Here is a 17,154-nt window from a genome sequence, read left to right on the forward strand (position 1 = left end):
CGGATTGCGATCGCGTCGGGGAAGCAGACGCCTGCGCCGCTTGTCCTGACATTTTCGACTCCTCACTACGCCGCCTAGCTGTTGAACGATCGATTTTTCCCGCTGTCATATGTCTTGGAATACCTGTTGGGAGCCCAGCTCTTTGCGATACATCGAAGACGGTCGATGCGGCGATCTCCCCCTCCGCCGGGGCTCACCAAACTCGAACCCGGCCGCCCTCTCGAGGATGTCGCGGGTCGGGGCCGACGTTTCTATCGATGCGCGCCCCGGACCCGAGCACATATTCCCCGCCACAGACGAGTGTGGTAGACGGTCAACCTCTGGAGGCGACGGCTTTTTGCTCCTGATCAGCGGAAAGCACTATTGCGTTGACGGTGCGATATGCGAATACGATGGCGGGACCGATTGTTATGCCTGCCCCAGGATAAATTCCGCGCATCGGCGACGTCATGTCGTTCCCGCAAGCATAAAGACCCTGGATTGCGTTGCCTTGTGCATCCAGGACGCTTCCGTAAGTCCGTCGCCAATCCGGTCGCCGTGCCAAGCGTTGCCGGAACGATCGGCAGCGCGATAAATGGTCCGTCTTTGATTGGTCCAAGATTTGGATTTTTTCCGACGGTCGGATCGCCGAGCGTGCGATTGAAAGCCGATTCCCCACGCTTAAAGAGGGGATCCCGTCCTTGGGCAGCGTGCCCGTTGTGTTCCTCGATCGTCTTTTGAAGCACAGCGGGATCTAGTCCCGGCTGCTTTGCGAGCTCAGCAATCGTTTCATGCGCCCGCCAAGTCACGCAGAGGCTGGTACTGCGTGTTGGATCTGAAATCCATGCAAATTGGCTTATGCCCGCCCGGCGCATCATCCGCTCGATCCGGCCGCGGGCGCTCGACCTCTACCAATTTGCTTCTGAACCTGCTCGTCGCGAGCCGATCACACTTGGAATTTGGCCGGATGATTTCTCTGCGTCCGCCGCCGCGCGCGAGACGGTCCCCGCGCACGCCCAGAGGTGTGATCGCGGGGTCCGCGGCCTTCAGTTTTTCGCAGGCCGCGGACATCTCCGGCGGAGCCGTTGGGATTTCAACGCCGTACTTGTCGAGAATGTCCTTGCGGTAGAACAGCTGGATGTTCTCAAAGCCATGCGCAATGGCCCAGACCTGTCCGCTTCCCGGCTCGATCTGCCCTTCTTTGACCTTCCAGGTCAGCGCATCCCGAAGTGCAGGGAAGAAATCCTGGTAGTCGTAGCCCGCCGCCGTGAGTTTCGGATCGTTCAGATAACTGTCGAGCGGCTCAAGCAATTGACCTGGCGCAAGATCCCAAGCTGGTTGAATTCCCGTCCCCACGACGTCCCAACCCGGTGACTTAGTACTGAGCTGGATTGTCAACTTATTCCAATAGGCATCATCCGGATAAAGCTCCGGCGTCACCTTGATGCCCGTGAGCTTCTCGAACTCCGGCAACTGTGCTGCGACCGCGTCGGCATACGGATGAATGTCATAGGCCCAGACGATCGAGGCGCCTTCAAACTGGCGCCAGTTGATGTCGTCCGCCCTGACTTGGGTGAATACCACGGCCGTTCCAGCCAAAAGCGTGGTGCAGACGAGAACGTTTCGGGCAAAACTCATCCAATAACCGCGAGAAGCGGCGAGCTTCCTTGTCATCATTCCCTCCTCTAGGCTCTTTGGCCCGTAAACCCACGCGCCCTCCTCTTCCAGGGTCGCGGTGCAGGGATGCTAATCCGTCATTTTTCCGCCTTGAGGCGGTTTTCAAACCAACGTTGGGTAACATTGGGTAAGATCCAAATTCACGCTTGGTGCCGACCGATGCACCTGGTGGGTAAGACAGCATCACGGTCGGGTTCCGTGAAACAGGTCCTTCTCGGCAAAGCATGATCGCTTTCGCTGACTTGGCATCGACCTGACGAGGGGCCCGGCCTTGGGACCGGACGCGCATGCGCTCGGCACGCTTGACTTCCAAATAGCTGAAAGCAGGGGTGCCAGTCCCACGCGATTCGACCGCAGTCGATAGCTCTTCAGGACTGAGAGGGTCAGTGGCCGGACTCCGAGGGGCAATGAGTTCGAGAGTCCGTCATCATCTCCGGCGTATCGAAGCTGATCCTTGCTTTCTTGATCGGCGTACGATCTTGCGGTGTGCTAGCCATGTTCGGATTATCCTCGCTGGCTGTCCAATAATCAGCTAGATTGCCACCCAGAAACAAGACCTCGGTCTCCTCGCTCGGTATTCCCCCTAACCAATCTCGCAGCTCCTCATCTCCGGGAGCATGCCCACGCTCTAGAATATCGTTGATCTTTTTGATCGGCCAGGCGGTGACGCTTGGTACCGTATAAGCGTGCAGCTTCTTAGCATTCTTTGCAATCCCGTTCGCGCCATTCTCGCTGTCGTCCTTTGAAAGGAGCAGTCGCGAGGGGGTCTGGCACAATGACACAAAAGCACTCTCTGTAACGCCTTTCGTGTGCCATGCCGCGAGACGCGCCATATCAATTTCGTCCTCCCTTTTTGGCTAGAGTTTTCGCCGCCGATGCAGCGAGACCGAACTTTGGACCACCCGCAGCCGCATGCTGTTCGTGCGGGCCTATCCGCGGGAGACGCACGAGATGGTGTTCGATGCCCACGAAGGGGCGTTCGCCCTGTTCAAGGTCATCTGCGGCCGGGGCATCAACGACAGCATGAAGACCGCGGTGAAGACGATCTTTGTCGACAAGGATCGTCGCTAGAATCGCCGCTTTCAGCAGATGTGCAGCCACTATCTGATGGACCCGGTTGCCTGCTCGCCGGCGTCGGGCTGGGAGAAGGGCCATGTCGAGAACCAGGTCGGGCTGTTCCAAGAACGTTTCTTCACGCCGCGGCTGCAGTTCAAAAACATGGACGAGCTAAACGCCTGGCTGCTCGACAAATGCGTCGCCTACGCCAAGGCTCATCGCCATCCGGAGCTGGCCGATCAGACGATCTGGGACGTGTTCGAAACCGAACGGCCCAACTCGTTCCTTATGCCGCGCTTCGACGGCCTCCATGCGGTGACGGCATCGACGAAGACTTGCCTGGTGCGCTTCGATAACAACAATTACTCAGTCGCAGGCAGCGCAGTCGGACGCCCGGTCGAGGTCCAGGCTATACCGATCGCATCGTGATCCGCCAGGATGGAAGGATCCTTGCGGAGCATCCACGATCCTTCGGACGCGGCGAGACGACCTCCGATCCCTGGCATTATGTGCCGGTGCTGGCTCGCAAACCCGGCGCTTTGCGCAGTGGTGCTCCCTTCAAGGACTGGGTGCTGCCGGCCGCACTTGAGCGGATCCGGCGCGGGCTTGCCAGCACTGACGACGGCAATCGGCAGATGGTCGACATCCTCAACGCCGTGCTGACTGACGGTCTGCCCGCGGTGGAAGCCGCCTGTGCCGAAGCCCTCGAAGTACGAAGATGCGGTGGCGCTAATTGACACCCGAATGGGCGGGGGCTGCACGGTCCCTACATGGGCGGGAACCGTTCGAAACTTCAAACTGAGACACGACTCGAATTTCCATCGAGCTCGGGAGCCGCGGCAGCGCTCATATATAGCGCTGCCGTCCCTCCGGTCTAGGCCGGCCACAAAAACATTTGGCCTGCCCGGGCTTGCTGCCCGATTCAGTCAAAACTTGTAGGAGGTCTGAAAGAACGTTCCCCAACGCTCCATGCTGTACTTCGCAGGGGTGTGTGCGCCGTAATTGAAAGAGACATCGCTGTCACCCCCGGTCCACATCGCCCAATACCGGGCCCCAACACCAATGCTGAAGTTTTTGCTGAGAAAGTAAGACAATGTTCCTTCCACCTGAACGCCTGCACCACTTCGCCCGCGCTGATCGTAGAAAGCTGTTTCAGGGCGTAGAAGATGGTTGTCGCGACCAGTAAAGTCGGTCCACGGCAGGTAAGCAACGTCGGCGCTCACGCGCCAGCGCTCGAGCAGCATCGCCTCTGCGCTCATGCCGATACGCGGCGCATTCCAATTGGTGTCTTGACTGCCGGTGAGCCGTTTCGATAGCGGTACCGCGCACGGCCCCACCGGCGAGGCGATCTGCGCGCATCCCCTGGAATCCGATTTTTGGCCGTAGTAGCCCATCCGAAAAAGGCGCCTAATTTGTGGGCCTTATCGCGCAGAAAGTCATATCCGGCGTCGGCCGTGTAGTACATGAATTTCCCATTCGCCTGGTCTGATAAGGTGTTGGTATAGCCGATGCCGTAGTAACTTGAATCCTCGTCGTTCATCTTTCCCTTCTCGAAGCGTCCGAGGCCAACATTGCCCTTCATGAATATTCCCAGGGACTATCAAGACGTGCGAAAAGCTCGCCGGAAATGCCGTCCAGCCCATGATAGGTGAGCCTCGAACTCGGAATGACGCTATCGCCAGGCATCAGAGGTGGAAGATTGTAGTCCCATTGGAATGTTCCCCTGCTGAGCCAGACCCGTGAGCCGCCTTCAATCGACCAATCATCGGGATATGCACGATGACCGCCCCCCCCTCCGTCGTTGAACAGCGATCCACGGGACCATTCCGGCTGACTCGGGCCGCTTCCGAAATGATAAATCAAGCCGATCTTTCCAACTTGGTAACTGCTCGATAAGTTGCTTGCGCTGGCGGGGATGACGGCGAGCGGCGGGAACTGCATGGTCGGAGGCGTCGCCAGGGGCGGTCCAGCAAACCTCATATAGTCGTATTCAAATTTGAGCGACCAAGCGGCCGTCAAGGCTTGCTCCACACCGAATCCGACAGTCCATCCGAAACGACCGTGGTCAAATTGCGTAGTGTGCTGCGGAAATCCGGGAGACCCGTCATCGTGAAATTCGTCATTGTTAGCGATGCTCCCGCGATTGTTCTGCCAGGCTGCGCCGGCCTTGACATAGGTGAGCGTGCGACCCTGGGCACCAAAAGTGTAACCGATCCGAGCGGTGCCTGTGACAAAGACGTTCGGACTGCCTTGCAGGTGGCGATCACAACATTACCGGAGAAGGCAAGACAGCTATTTGTGCCGTCGGACACAGCATGGCTTACATCCAACTCGGCGCCAAGAACCCATCCGTTGCTTTGCCAATTGTAGCCGATCTGACCGCCGGCGAGGAATATTGGCGTGTTGACGATGTCGCCATAGATTGATGGCCCGTAGGGATTGGTGAAGGACGTGCGGCCATAACCACCACCGCCGTGAAAGCCAACATATCCTCCAGTCCAGCTCCACAATGTCGACGAGACTCTCGCCGCCGGGGTCAGGTCCGCTGAGTTAGCGAGACTGCATGTTGCAAGCGAAACTACTGCCGCGCCGCAAACAAGAACTCCACTTCGCATATCACCTCAGAAACAACATGCGCGCCATTCGCAACGTAGCCCGAACGGTCGTTGTTCTGGCGCCGCTCCCATGACGGTCGCAGTGAGCAGAATCCGTGCCACCCTGAACACTGCGTATTCGATGTTTTTTTCCATGGCCACGTCGGATAGCCGACAAGACCGGTCACAGCTGCGACAAGTCGGGCGTTTGAGCGCCGAGGTGCGCAATCATCGCAGTGTCAAGGCGCGTGTACCCGGCGGCTAACACAGAAGCCCGTCGGGCGTCCGGCGCTGACATGGGTCCACTCCAAGGAGTGTGTGGTGAGGTCCGTCGATGCGATCGGCGCGTCAGGTGGTAGCAACGAGGGTGAATTCTGCGGCGTCGCGCTTTACTACTTGGCGATCGCGACCTGGGTCCCATTTAAACAAGCACGCCTCCGCCTTGACCGCTCTGAAAATGTCCATCAGCGTCGCTCCGGCGCGTGCAACACTCGCCCTTACCTTCATCGCGATCTCAGGTGAGGCGCGTGCATGCGCGTCCAATCCATGCCGCCCAGAAGTGCTGACAGCTGGACGCATTCATCCGCATCACGCCGGCCATGATGGGAGGCCATTTGAAGCTACTGCCATCAAGCCGCTTCCAGTACATCACAAGGCCGCTGCCATCCCAGACGACAATCTTCACCCGATCGGCGCGCTTCGCACGGAACACCACCGCCACGCCCTTCATCGGGTCATGGCCCAGCGTCTCCTTCGCCAGCAACGCTAAGCCCTCCGCACCCTTCCTGAAGTCGACAGGTTGCGTCGCCACATAGATCATGAGGCTCGCGGGCATCGTCAGCATGAACGTGTCCGTCGCAGTGCCAGCAACACATCGCTCAACACAGCAAGGCCAGGCGCCCCGCGCAACTCCACGCGCGCGCCCTGGAACTCAACCGTCACAATGGCTGCCTCCGGCGACCCGGAGGGCTCTGTGGCCGCCGGCAACGCTGATTCCGACACCACCGGCACGAACGACAGTCCGCTGCACGCGCTGCGGTCGTAAGCTCACACTCCGGTACTCCGGCATGGAGAACCATATCCCGCGCTACAGCTGCAACCGTGCCTGGATGGATAATGGCGGGGCCCACTGCATCGCCTTCGGCGGACTGCGCGTCGATGACGCCATCGAGGAATCGCTGCTTGGAGTCGTCGGTCCGGGCGCTGTCGCCGCCGCAACCGCTGCCGCCAAGGGAGCCAGGGAACGGCGCGATCAGGTACGCGATGCTCTCAGTTGCGACCTCGAAGCGGCGCGCTATGCCGCCGACAGGGCTTTCCGGCAATACGATGCCGCTGATCCCGCGAACCGGCTGGTGGCCAGTGAGCTGGAAGCGCGCTGGAACAGGGCGCTCGCTCACGCGGCGGAGGTTGAGGCCAAGATCGCCATGCATGATGCGGCGACGCCCGCACCCATTGCCGATCCAGTCTCGCTCGGCGTTCTGGCCTCGAACCTCAAAACGGTCTGGGATGCGCCGACGACGGATGCTCGCCTCAAGAAGCGCATTGTGCGCACCCTCATCCATGAGGTCGTGGCCGATATCGACGACGCGGCCTCGGAGATCGTTCTCATCGTCCATTGGGTGGGGGGCGCCCACAGCGAGTTGCGCTTGCCGAAGCGCCGGCGCGGACAGCGCAACAGCACCTCTGCCGATATCGTCCAGGCCGTGCGTCAACTGGTGCTGATCGCCAGCGACGATCTGATTGCCGGCCTCCTCAATCGCAACGGCCTCAAGACCGGTAACGGCAATCGCTGGACCCGCGAGCGCGTCACATCAATGCGCTCGAACTACCACATCGCGGTGTTCAAGCCTGCCGAGGACGGGATCGAGCCATGGCTCAACCTTGGCAACGCCGCAAAGCTCCCGAAGATCGCGCCTAAGACGCTCCGGCTGGCCGCTGAAGCCGGCGAGATCGAATCCATCCATCCTCTTCCGGATAGTCCTTGGATCTTCGCCCACACCTGGCTGATAACCACTGCTGCTCAATCTATCGCCGAACGAGCGCGACAGAACCCAAAATACCCCGCGGGATCGCATCCCGCTCAACAAACTCTCTTCTCTTCAATCACATAGCCAGATGGGTGTTCTGATGCGCAGTTGTAGTATCAGCGCCAAGTCTCCACTTTTTCCTGGGCGTCTGCAAGGGACAGGAACCAATGGGCGTTGAGGCATTCGGCCCGGAAGCGGCGTTGAACGCCTCGATAAAGGCGTTATCCGGCATGATGTAGCCGGTGTCCCGTGTTTCCAGACTCGATCTAGCCCATTAGCGTAGACCGATCCGGGCCTCGGGGCACCGGGAGCACGCAAGTGCGGGCAGGCCGTCGCACTGACATGAACTGCGAGTTCGAGGTCGTTATCTGGCCGCCCCTGCGACTAGCCCGGATGCGCTGCGAGCGCGGATCCGTAATTGTCGTGTTGCCCGCAGCTCCCTTTCGCACTGACCATGGAGGGAGAGATGCGCATCATTGGCATGGACATCCATCGCGTGGCGGCCGAGGCCGTGGCGCTGCTCGAGGGACATCTAACGAAGCTCGGCCGCATTCCCATGACTCGTGACAGCTTGGAGGCTTTCGCCAGGAAGGAACTCACCCATGATGACCACGTGGTCGTCGAGGCGACTGGCAATGCCGCGGCCGTTGTCGAAGTTCTGGCGCCGTATGTCGACCGTGTTGTCATCGCCAACCCGAAGCAGGTGCGGTTGATCGCGCACGCAAAGATCAAGACGGATGCGATTGATGCCGCCGTGCTCGCGAAGTTGTACGCCACCGGATTTCTTCCGGAGGTCTGGGTACCCGATCAGCGCACTATGGCCCTGCGACGGCAAGTTGCGCGCCGTACGCAGCTCGCGCGTCAGCGGGTACGCTTGAAGAACCTCATTCAGTCGATCCTTCACGCCCACCTCATTCCGCCCTGTCCACACCTCAACCTTGTAGGGATCAGCGGTCGCAGGTGGATCGCCGCCCAGATTGTACCTGCCGACGAGCGTGCCGCAATCGAGCGGCACCTGGCGCAGATCGACCTGATCCAGGGTTCGTTGAAGGAGGTCGAGGCGGATATCGCGCGTGAAGCGATGTCCGATCCGATCATTCGGCGGCTGATGACGCTCCCGGGTGTGGACATGACGGTGGCTTCGGGCGTGGCCGCGGCCGTCGGCGACATTCGGCGCTTTGCCGATCCGACCAGGCTGGTGAGCTACCTGGGGCTAAACCCGAGCGTAAGGCAGTCTGGCGAGGGCTCCGCCTACCATGGCAGGATCACCAAGCAGGGCCGCGGCCAAGCTCGCGGAATGCTCGTCGAAGCAGCATGGGCTGTAGCCCGTTCGCCGGGACCGCTGCGTGCATTCTTCCAGCGCGTGGCTTCACGACGCGGCAAGCACATCGCGGCAGTCGCGACGGCGCGGAAGCTGGCGATGATCATCTGGCATATGCTGACCAAGAGCACTGACTACATCTGGACCAGGCCGGCCCTGCTGGCGCGCAAGTTCCGGAGCATCGAACTGCGCGCTGGATTACCCACCAGCCATGCCAAGCGTGGATCGGCCTATGATTACAACATCCCCGCGAAGAGGGCTGAGGAACGAGCACGCGTGGAATCCGCCGAGAAGGAGTACACGAGGTTCACGTCCCGGTGGCGGGCAAAGCCACGATCCCGACACAGCAAGGCTTCCGCGACATAGGGCGCGCGTTGGGCCTCGCCTCGACCAGGATCGGGGCTCGGGTCCCCACGGCCTTGCGGCGAGCCCGCCGCTTGCGGACGGTGAGCCCTTCCTCGCGATAAAGCAGGTAGATCCGATTGATCCCCGACGGCTCGCCCTCCCGGCGCAGCAGGACGAACAGCCGGCGGTAGCCAAAACGTCGCCGCTCGTTGGCGAGGTCACGCAGCCGGCCACGAAGAGCCGCGTCCGGAGGACGGCTGGAGCGATAGCGGATCATCTTCCGATCCGCGCCCACGATCGAGCAGGCCCGCCGTTCCGACAGGCTCATGACAGCCTGCAGATGCGCGACCGCAGCGCGCTCGGCGGCGGGCCCTACCATTAATGGGATGACCCGCCCCATCCTCTCGGTCAGACTGAGTTGGCCTTTAAAAGGAGGAAGCAATGAGGACACGGAACAAACCCAGGCCGGCAACGGTGTTTGGGATCGATATTGGCAAGAACCTTTTCCACGTCGTTGGGCTCGACGCCGCCGGAATGCCGATCCAGAAGGCGACGTTTCGGCGAGATACACTCTTGCAGTTCTTCGAACGCGCCGGGCCGGCTCTGGTGGGGATGGAAGCCTGCTCCGGCTCGCAATGGTTGGCACGCAAGATCGCCGCGATGGGGCATACCGTCCGCATTATTCCGGCTCAATTCGTCAAGCCTTATGTAAAGTCCAACAAAAGTGACATCATCGATGCCGCAGCGATCGCGGAAGCAGTGACGCGACCAACAATGCGCTTCGTCGAGATACGGTCGCCTGAACACATTGACCTACAAGCGCTGCATCGTGTTCGCGATAGGATGATTTCGCAACGGACGTGTCTCATAAATCAGATGCGGGCTTTTTGCCTGGAATATGGGATCGCTATTCACCAGGGCGCCGGCAAGTGCAAGGCAGATCTGCCGAGGGTTTTGGCAGATGAATCGAATGATCTAACGTCGGCCATGCGTCGCATTCTTGCATCTACATTCGACGAGCTGCGGCAGCTGGAGCTGCGGATTGCTGAAGTCAACCGCGAGATTGAGGCGATTGCCTCTCAAAGCGATACCGCACGTCGATTAATGACTATCCCGGGCATTGGTCCCCTCGCGGCGACGGCGCTTTTTGGCAGCAGCTGGATCTGCCCGACAGTTCAAAAAGGCCCGCGATATGGCAGCTTGGCTGGGTCTTGTTCCCAGAGAATACTCTACGGGAGGCAAAACGAAGCTGCTGGGGACAAGCAAGCGCGGCAACCGATATCTGCGCCGGATGATCATCCACGGCGCCCGCTCCTGCGTGACACACCTTGATCGCTCGCGATATCACCTTCGCGCCTTGGCTTGATGGACTTCAGGCACGCATGCACACTAACAAGGTCACCGTCGCCCTGGCGGCAAAGATTGCGCGGATCGCGTGGGTAGTGATGACTAAGCCCGGCGCAAGCTACGAACGGCGGGATCCGGCCTTTAGCTGATCCCGTTTATTCCAGACTGCGAGGCTCGTGAAAGTGATGACGAGACAGTCGATCGGCGCGCCGTAAGCCCTGTGCAAAAAAGCGGGTTTTGAGCCCGGACCATTTATCTGGGAACGGCACGCGCGGATCTCATCATGGCCTGGCCGCAACAGCGGCCCACTTGCAAGAGGCCGGATACATTTGTGCAGACTGCATCGTCCTGATCGAAACGACCCTTGCACGGGCGGGGCGGGTCATACATTTTTTGAAAGGAGCTCGCGAAGCGCTGCCGCATCGAGCATCTGCTCGGCAAGAAGCTTCTTCAGCTTCGCGTTCTCCTCCTCCAATGCCTCAGCCGCTTGGCCTCGGAGACATCCATGCCGCCAAATTTGGCCTTCCAATTGTTGATCGTCGCTTCGGAGATCCCGTGCTTGCGAGCGAGGTCAGCCGTCTTAGCCCCGGCCTCATGCTCCTTCAACACCGCGATAATCTGCTTCTGTATTCGGTCTGCTTCTGTCAATCCCTTAAGAGCACGTGCCGCGGGTACCTTGCTTCTGTTCGTGGTCGGCAAAGCCGCCACACGATGGGATTCGGTTGAATGGTCGGTTCAAGCTCTTCGGCGTAGTCACCCGACCTGGAGGGCGGATGCCACGACAGATCATACGAACTCGACCATCCCCACGCCCCGCGACGGGCGTCTCTTGGGATGGCGATGGCGTTCTTACGCCACCGCCGTCCATCGGAATTCGGTTCCATCAACCCACATTCGGTGAAGGATGACAGCCCTCTCTCTGGCCAGCGCGACCTTCGCACGCTTGCTTCCTTGCCGGTGGGCAACACGCACCGCCCAGGCCTTCATCGGAGACCATCGGGTTGATGGCCTGAGAACGACGTTGGCAGCTTCGAACAGGGCTGTGCGCGTCTCTCCATCTCCGACTTTTGTGAGCCGTCCCACCCGATCAACCTCGCCAGATTGGTATCGTCGGGGCGTCAACCCGAGATAGGCGCCGACGGATTGGGAATGCAGGAATCGCCTGGGATCGTCCACAGTGGAGCGGAAGGTCAACGCAGAGACTGGGCCGATCCCCGGCATCGCCATCAAGAGCCGACAAGCCGGGTCACTGCGCACGGTCTTCAGAACCAGGCGATGTAGTCGGGCGTACTCCCGCATCAGCGCTTCGCGTCCGGCAAGCAGCGGATTCATGATCGCCTCGAGCAAGGCGTCATCGCCGACCAACTCACGAACTCTCGTCGCGAACAGAGTCCGCGAGACGATTCCGACTTTGAGACCGAGCGGACGCAGAAGTCCGCGGATGACTTGCTCTGCGGCAGCGATGGAGCGAACGATATGCTTGCGAGCCGCGGCCAGCGTCCGCGCCCTTTGGCTGCCGATGCTCTTGACGTGAACAGGCTTGAACCATCCCGTTCTCACCACCTGCGCGATCCCACGGGCGTCATTCCGATCGGTCTTCACCGGCATGGCCGAAAGCGCCGCCTTTAACTTGGCGGGCTTCCAAACTGATGGCCGGAAGCCCCAGTTCGATTAGATTTGCGGTCAGCCATTCTGACGTCGGTCCTGCCTCAAGGCCCACCCGTTCAACTTGATCAGCCCATGGTTCGAGATACTGCACAATCGATGGCGAATCCGCCAACGTCGTTCCCTCCCGGATAAGCTTTCCGGTCTCGTCCACCGCACATACCGCAACGGAATTCAGCGAAACGTCGAGGCCAACGTAGATCATGGCTTTTCCTCCTTGAATGGAATTGGTCCATGATCGTCAGTCAAAACGTGCTGCGCGGCAAATAGGCCAGGCGATCGGGACCGAATCCCCCATCTCTTCCGTGAACCTTGCTCGCTTCATTTGTCCGTCCTTCTTCAGGCCGGACTCTAACTCCTTCTGGAGGAAATACTCACGGGCAGGTCAGGGCGAAATGAGACGAACCGCTCAAGATGTCGATTGTTCGCCATCCTCGGCCGAACGCGTTAGCCAGGGAATTAACGGCCAGCGAACCAGAGCAAAGCGAGTAATGTCTGGGTGGTTCCGTCCTCCACGGCTGATGCGCCGTTGAGACCCACTGAGATATCCGGGCTAGCTCTCGCGCACTACCGTCTTGAGATAATGGTAGGCCTTGATGATCTCGACCAGGCGATCCTCCGTGGAGCGGTCGCCGCCATTGGCATCTGGATGGTGCTGCTTGACCATCGCCTTGTACTTCGCCTTGATATCGCCGAGCGTCGCATTGGCATTCAGGCCCATCACCTGCAACGCTTTCCGCTCGGCATTTAAAATCTTGCGCGCCTCAGGCTTGGCCTTCGCGCGGGGGCGCGCACCGGCGCGTCCGTTCAGCTCGAGGAGCGTGCAGAGGGCATGCCAGTCGTTCTCGAAATCGGCCGCGCTGCCGGTCATTTCGCTGGTGCTGATGTTCTCGCCCATCTTCCAGGTCGGACGATGGCCGGTCAGCGCATCGTTCTGGTAGCGCGCGACCGCTTCCGCGTCCATCCCCGAGAAGAAATTGTAGGACTGATTGTATTCGCGAACATGGTCGATGCAGAAGTGCCAATATTGGCGCGCATTGTCGCGGCCCTTGGGCGCCGGATGGGTATCTTTGTTCTGGCAACCAGGCCATTCGCACAGCGCCGCAATCTGGCGCTCCGCCGCTTCCTTCTTGTTGATGCGAATGGAGTCGAAGATTTTGGATGTGTCGATCAGCATGACCTTGCTCCGCTGGCGGAGCGGCAGTTAACAGCGCCGCTTGTATGCTAGAGAATTGGTTTGGACGGCAAGTTGGATCTGTCTCGGCCTTTGCGTCTAGTTGGTGGCATGATGTAGCAGGCACTTCCTAGCAATCGACATGCCAGGACTCGCGAGCTTGGTTCAGACAATCATCTCTTTGCGATTCAGATCGATTCAATTGCAATTGCTGTCGGGTTCTGCACATAGAGGTCTTGAATGGGACGGGGGTGAATACGAAGAAAACGGGAGCTGCACAGGAAGGGTAATGACGCGCTCAGAGAGGCAGCGTATCCAGGCGGATGGCGAAGCTGCGAGAACTTCTCCAGGGAGCCGATACGATCGAAGGAGACGATCAACATCCTGCCCTTCGGTCAGCCGTCTGCGGTCGATCATGCACTGCTATAAATTCCTGCAACATCGCGCGCGATCTGTTCGTCCGGGCCGTCGAGACTGAACTGCCACATTCTCGAGACGCCGGCGAGCTGAAGCCGCCGCGGATGTCGCGCCAGGCCGTGCGGCACAGCTATCGCCCGGCGCGCAACATAAAGGATATCGGCGCGATCGAGGTTGCCAGGCCCAGGGTGAGGACCGGCGCGCAAGCAGCTCGCCCGTTGGATCCGCTTCACCTCGGTGATTTTGCCAGTCCGAGCGCGGCGGACCAGGAACCTCGATCCCCTGCTGCCCGCCCCTTAGCTAAGCGGTATGTCGGCAGGCGATCCAGGAGGCGCTCTCGGCCCTGCTGGGAAGGACGCAACGAACCTTCACTTTCAGTGATCTTGGGCCTGAATGACCAATCGCCGGGCGAATACGAGCGCTGGCAGCAAAAGGGCCGTCAACGTGCTCAAAGAGATCCCGAGCTGGTTCGGAGCGGCAAGAAGAAGGCCATGCAGTCTCTCAATGGCGCCAAGCCGGGCGGTCGCGGAGCATGCACTTGATACCTTCGCCGAGAGCCGCGCCAAACATGCGCGTGACCTTGATAACCGGACAAGGAGCTCCAATCTGGAGCCCATTGGCTTTCTATGACTTTCCCGCCGAGCACCAGAGCCAGCTGAGAACTACAATCCGATCGAGAGCATCCGCCGCGGTGCGGCAACCGAGCGTGCGAGCCAAGGAACCGTTGTCGCCACAAACCGTAAAATTGATGGTGAGCTGATCGAGGTGGCGTCGAAAACGATGCGTTGACTGAAGTGGCCCAAACAGTTGCCGAGATCGTGGCGTCGTCAGAGTGCCGAGGGCGTTGAGCTCGTCCCGAACACGCAAAGCCATACCGCCCGCTCCGCTTCCTCACCAGTCGCGGTCAGGAGCGGCGAAATGACTGATCTGAGATCACAATCCGGTAAGTCTCTAAGCGCGTCAGCTTGTCGACAGCTGGTCCTAATAGAGCGAGAGAGAGCGACACTATCGGCTCGGCATTGCCAACCGACTCAAACCCGGGGAGTTGACATGGACCCATTTAACAGCATCAACCCATTCGACCGTGACCACGCCGCAGTGTCACAACCGCAACAGCAGCAAGCGGAATTTGAGCCGTACTTGGATGAAGTGCCGCAGCTTGATGCCCCTGCCGTTGCAGAGATTCCTGGTTCTTCAGATCGCTACTATCTTCCTCTGTCTGAGGAAGAGCGTAGCCTCATCGAGGCTTTGGAACTTGGGCACCAGGGGGCCCACGGTCCTCATCCCGAAGACGCCGTCACCAGACACCTCGGGGACACCGCTGCCCAGCACAGCGCGCCGCGGGAAGCTTGGACTTGGCCGAAAGAGCTGCCTGCGGAAGGTCACGATCAGAACCCGCTGCGGGGGATGATGAGCGAACCGACCCTAACATCGTCTCTCCCAACCGCGCGCGATCACCAGGGACCGGATCGCGGCAAAGCCGTTCGCCAGTTCGACTGGAGCGACGGCTACCAACCGGCTCGGAACGAGCTGACCGGGAGCGCTCCCTTTTCAAGTCACGAGGTCCTCATGGGTGAGGATTACACCGGTGAGTTGAGGCCTGCGAAGAGACAAAGAACACTAAATACGGAAGGGGATGCCATCGGACGCCAGCTGAGCGAGCCCGGCAGTTCAGTCGTTCGCGACCTGATGGAAGACGCCGGCGCACCGTTTCAGGCCAGCGGTCCGCTCGTCCTTCCTGCAGAAGGCCACGATCAGGATCTGCTGTGGGCGATGGTGGGAAACGCCGGCCCATCGGCGTCTCTCGAGCCAACCGAGGGTCATCACCAAGGGCCGGATTCGGGCTCGGCCGTTATTCCCTTGAATTTCCGGCAGGGCGACCAGCACGCGTCCGCTGCGCTTGACCGTAGCAACGTTCCGCCGAGCCAGGACAGCCGACCCAACAGCTTTATCGTTCACAATGACCGCTACACGGCGCTATTCGTGCCCGCGGCGGCGATGAGGCCAAGCACCCCACTCAATGCGCCAGGCCCTTCCATTCCTCTCGGATCTCGACCGGAAAACGTTCCGCAGCCCAGCGCGCAGCCAGCAAATCGAGCCTCACCAGTGCTGCTTGGACGTTCGATGGAGCATGCCGCTCCGGCGTCCTCCAGGGCTGAGAGGACGTCCCCGGCGGCCCGCGAGATTTATGCTGCATCATTCGCCGTTCCCGAAGATTTTTCGCACGGCGACCAACCAGCCTCGGACGCGATGCTCTCGAAGCTCCGCCGCTGGGGCCACGTGCCGAACGAGGCGCAGCCGGAAATAAAATACGACATTCGCGGCGAGCGTTACACCGCCCTCTTGGGGCCGGGAGGCCCCAATGACGTTCGGCTCTTCCATCACCCGAGCAATGTAGATGCCGAGAGACAATCCGGACGCTAGGAAGCCGTCCACATAGCTCCGGTAGTGGACTTGTTAATGGAGCATAGCTTGCTCCAGCGAGCCTTGCGAGATTGGCGCGGTTCGGGGGGGCGGGTGAGCGCTACCCGGCCCGATTAACTTGCGCGGATCATTGCTATGCGGCTCCTCACCGCACAACCATCCCCTTTGATCTTTCCGAACGCCAAAGCTGCGAAGAACATCTACGGTATTATTACCGTTGCGTTTTACAGCACTGCCATTGATTGGGGCCTCGGCCCCGAGACAGGGGGACGCATCCTCCGAGTAAAGAGGCTGCTTTCCGTGCCCGTTGAACAGGCGTCGGCTGAGCTTAGCTAGCTGCAGATGGATGTTGGTGCCTCAGATGCATATCCTGGTCGTGGCGTACCGGCAGAAAGCTCCTCTGGCCAACGAGGCGCTGCCCAGCACCTCGTCGATCCGCCTCGAGCCGTTCAGTACATATCTCAGGGGTCAGCAATGGTCCAGGATACCGTGTCATCACTTAGCCCAGTCGAGGTGTTCCGCAGCTCGCGCAGTGCTACCCCGACGCTGCCGCCAACGCCCTTGTCCTGGTTATACTCTTAACATGTGCATTCAACGTCCCCGCGGAAAGCTCGTCAGCAATGCCCTTCCTATTTTTTGGCGGAGATAGTCGCTGAAATCTGCAAGAGCAGTGCATAGACCGTGAAGTATCTGTCGCTACTCCGGTTTTGGACGCTTTGATGAGAGCTGCGTTGTTCGGGATAAGGATTTGGTTCAGCGCGGGCTGCCTTCGGCACTACTCTGCCCGTCGAAGATGACGACCTGAAATGACCTATCGCGTCAAGGAGCTTGAGCGCAAGATGAAGCTGAGCAAGCCGCAGCGACCTCTGTCCGGCTGATCAAATCGGCCAGATCAGTGTTTGAGGAGCTCAAATAGCGAAAGCGCCCCAAAGACAAGCCCCGCGACAGCATCGTTGCCGAGCACCAGAGCTGTGTCTGTTCGCGACCAGCTTGCGCTGCTGGATGTCAACACCAAGAACTCCAGCCCGAGGCTGCTGCCCCATCTAGGCCATATCGCGGCCATCATGTGTGCACGACCGCACATCTCCCGCGTACTGGGCGGCGGCGATCAAGGTGAGACTTCGGCGA

Annotated in this window: 11 protein-coding genes and 9 pseudogenes; 7 read left to right on the forward strand and 13 right to left on the reverse strand. The window is 59.9% G+C overall.

Annotated features, from left to right (window positions below):
* Positions 1 to 313 precede the first annotated feature (313 nt).
* The 3 genes and pseudogenes from XI09_RS45995 to XI09_RS04780 all read right to left on the reverse strand — a co-directional run bounded on the left by XI09_RS45995 (position 314) and on the right by XI09_RS04780 (position 2,489).
* Positions 314 to 857, reverse strand: a pseudogene (locus XI09_RS45995) (FAD-binding protein).
* A complete protein-coding gene (locus XI09_RS04775; RefSeq protein ID WP_271565840.1) occupies positions 769 to 1,656 on the reverse strand; it encodes an ABC transporter substrate-binding protein in 888 nt (295 codons plus the stop codon). The pseudogene XI09_RS45995 and the gene XI09_RS04775 overlap by 89 nt, the downstream one beginning before the upstream one ends.
* A gap of 383 nt (positions 1,657 to 2,039) precedes the next feature.
* Positions 2,040 to 2,489: a hypothetical protein gene (locus XI09_RS04780; protein WP_097669725.1), complete on the reverse strand. Its 450-nt coding sequence runs from the start codon at positions 2,487 to 2,489 to the stop codon at positions 2,040 to 2,042.
* Between the two features lie 73 nt (positions 2,490 to 2,562).
* Between XI09_RS04780 and XI09_RS04785 the strand changes: the two are divergent.
* Positions 2,563 to 3,419, forward strand: a pseudogene (locus XI09_RS04785) (Mu transposase domain-containing protein); the annotation flags it as partial.
* A 219-nt stretch (positions 3,420 to 3,638) separates the two neighbouring features.
* Here the strand turns inward: XI09_RS04785 and XI09_RS04790 are convergent.
* The 4 genes and pseudogenes from XI09_RS04790 to tnpB all read right to left on the reverse strand — a co-directional run bounded on the left by XI09_RS04790 (position 3,639) and on the right by tnpB (position 6,150).
* On the reverse strand, positions 3,639 to 4,106 hold the full coding sequence (locus tag XI09_RS04790) for a hypothetical protein (RefSeq protein WP_271565841.1): 468 nt from the start codon (positions 4,104 to 4,106) through the stop codon (positions 3,639 to 3,641).
* Between the two features lie 184 nt (positions 4,107 to 4,290).
* Positions 4,291 to 4,731 carry a hypothetical protein gene (locus tag XI09_RS04795; protein ID WP_271565842.1) on the reverse strand — a complete coding sequence of 147 codons (441 nt, stop codon included), beginning with the start codon at positions 4,729 to 4,731 and terminating at the stop codon, positions 4,291 to 4,293.
* Between the two features lie 12 nt (positions 4,732 to 4,743).
* Positions 4,744 to 4,968: pseudogene (locus XI09_RS04800) on the reverse strand (outer membrane protein); the annotation flags it as partial.
* An 852-nt stretch (positions 4,969 to 5,820) separates the two neighbouring features.
* Positions 5,821 to 6,150, reverse strand: a complete 330-nt coding sequence (tnpB, locus tag XI09_RS04805) for an IS66 family insertion sequence element accessory protein TnpB (RefSeq protein ID WP_097669723.1) — start codon at positions 6,148 to 6,150, stop codon at positions 5,821 to 5,823.
* Between the two features lie 223 nt (positions 6,151 to 6,373).
* Here tnpB and XI09_RS04810 point away from each other — a divergent pair, with 223 nt between their 5' ends.
* Complete coding sequence (locus XI09_RS04810) at positions 6,374 to 7,417, forward strand: hypothetical protein (protein ID WP_271565843.1); 1,044 nt, start codon at positions 6,374 to 6,376, stop codon at positions 7,415 to 7,417.
* A 35-nt stretch (positions 7,418 to 7,452) separates the two neighbouring features.
* On the opposite strand, the pseudogene XI09_RS04815 reads toward XI09_RS04810, so the two are convergent.
* A pseudogene (locus XI09_RS04815) lies at positions 7,453 to 7,559 on the reverse strand (integrase core domain-containing protein); the annotation flags it as partial.
* 240 nt (positions 7,560 to 7,799) lie between these two features.
* Here XI09_RS04815 and XI09_RS04820 point away from each other — a divergent pair.
* Positions 7,800 to 9,020, forward strand: a complete 1,221-nt coding sequence (locus XI09_RS04820) for an IS110 family transposase (RefSeq protein WP_271565844.1) — start codon at positions 7,800 to 7,802, stop codon at positions 9,018 to 9,020.
* A 1-nt stretch (position 9,021) separates the two neighbouring features.
* Here XI09_RS04820 and XI09_RS04825 read toward each other — a convergent pair.
* Positions 9,022 to 9,378 (reverse strand): annotated as a pseudogene (locus XI09_RS04825) (IS3 family transposase); the annotation flags it as partial.
* A 155-nt stretch (positions 9,379 to 9,533) separates the two neighbouring features.
* Between XI09_RS04825 and XI09_RS04830 the strand changes: the two are divergent.
* A pseudogene (locus XI09_RS04830) lies at positions 9,534 to 10,148 on the forward strand (IS110 family transposase); the annotation flags it as partial.
* A gap of 43 nt (positions 10,149 to 10,191) precedes the next feature.
* A complete protein-coding gene (locus XI09_RS04835) occupies positions 10,192 to 10,365 on the forward strand; it encodes a transposase (RefSeq protein WP_271565845.1) in 174 nt (57 codons plus the stop codon).
* Between the two features lie 366 nt (positions 10,366 to 10,731).
* On the opposite strand, the pseudogene XI09_RS04840 reads toward XI09_RS04835, so the two are convergent.
* The 4 genes and pseudogenes from XI09_RS04840 to XI09_RS04855 all read right to left on the reverse strand — a co-directional run.
* Positions 10,732 to 10,994, reverse strand: a pseudogene (locus tag XI09_RS04840) (transposase); the annotation flags it as partial.
* Between the two features lie 201 nt (positions 10,995 to 11,195).
* A pseudogene (locus XI09_RS04845) lies at positions 11,196 to 12,216 on the reverse strand (IS110 family transposase).
* 348 nt (positions 12,217 to 12,564) lie between these two features.
* Positions 12,565 to 13,188: a J domain-containing protein gene (locus XI09_RS04850; protein ID WP_271565846.1), complete on the reverse strand. Its 624-nt coding sequence runs from the start codon at positions 13,186 to 13,188 to the stop codon at positions 12,565 to 12,567.
* Positions 13,189 to 13,373: 185 nt separating this feature from the next.
* The gene (locus XI09_RS04855) at positions 13,374 to 13,568 is read right to left on the reverse strand and encodes a hypothetical protein (RefSeq protein WP_271565847.1); all 195 of its coding nucleotides are present in this window, start codon (positions 13,566 to 13,568) and stop codon (positions 13,374 to 13,376) included.
* A 650-nt stretch (positions 13,569 to 14,218) separates the two neighbouring features.
* Here XI09_RS04855 and XI09_RS46000 point away from each other — a divergent pair.
* Together XI09_RS46000 and XI09_RS04860 are read left to right on the forward strand one after the other, a co-directional pair.
* Positions 14,219 to 14,356, forward strand: a pseudogene (locus XI09_RS46000) (IS256 family transposase); the annotation flags it as partial.
* A 296-nt stretch (positions 14,357 to 14,652) separates the two neighbouring features.
* Positions 14,653 to 16,026 (forward strand): hypothetical protein, encoded by a 1,374-nt coding sequence (locus XI09_RS04860; protein ID WP_271565848.1) that lies wholly within the window; start codon positions 14,653 to 14,655, stop codon positions 16,024 to 16,026.
* Positions 16,027 to 17,154: the final 1,128 nt, after the last annotated feature.

The organism is Bradyrhizobium sp. CCBAU 11386 (assembly GCF_028128955.1).
In the GTDB taxonomy this organism is placed as follows: domain Bacteria; phylum Pseudomonadota; class Alphaproteobacteria; order Rhizobiales; family Xanthobacteraceae; genus Bradyrhizobium.

Coding starts and splice junctions, on each gene's coding strand:
- XI09_RS04860 (WP_271565848.1), top strand. CDS start 14,653: ATGGACCCATTTAACAGCATCAACCCATTCGACCGTGACCACGCCGCA.
- XI09_RS04780 (WP_097669725.1), bottom strand. CDS start 2,489: ATGGCGCGTCTCGCGGCATGGCACACGAAAGGCGTTACAGAGAGTGCT.
- XI09_RS04850 (WP_271565846.1), bottom strand. CDS start 13,188: ATGCTGATCGACACATCCAAAATCTTCGACTCCATTCGCATCAACAAG.
- XI09_RS04790 (WP_271565841.1), bottom strand. CDS start 4,106: ATGGGCTACTACGGCCAAAAATCGGATTCCAGGGGATGCGCGCAGATC.
- XI09_RS04855 (WP_271565847.1), bottom strand. CDS start 13,568: ATGTTGATCGTCTCCTTCGATCGTATCGGCTCCCTGGAGAAGTTCTCG.
- XI09_RS04810 (WP_271565843.1), top strand. CDS start 6,374: ATGGAGAACCATATCCCGCGCTACAGCTGCAACCGTGCCTGGATGGAT.
- XI09_RS04775 (WP_271565840.1), bottom strand. CDS start 1,656: ATGATGACAAGGAAGCTCGCCGCTTCTCGCGGTTATTGGATGAGTTTT.
- tnpB (WP_097669723.1), bottom strand. CDS start 6,150: ATGCTGACGATGCCCGCGAGCCTCATGATCTATGTGGCGACGCAACCT.
- XI09_RS04835 (WP_271565845.1), top strand. CDS start 10,192: ATGGCAGCTTGGCTGGGTCTTGTTCCCAGAGAATACTCTACGGGAGGC.
- XI09_RS04820 (WP_271565844.1), top strand. CDS start 7,800: ATGCGCATCATTGGCATGGACATCCATCGCGTGGCGGCCGAGGCCGTG.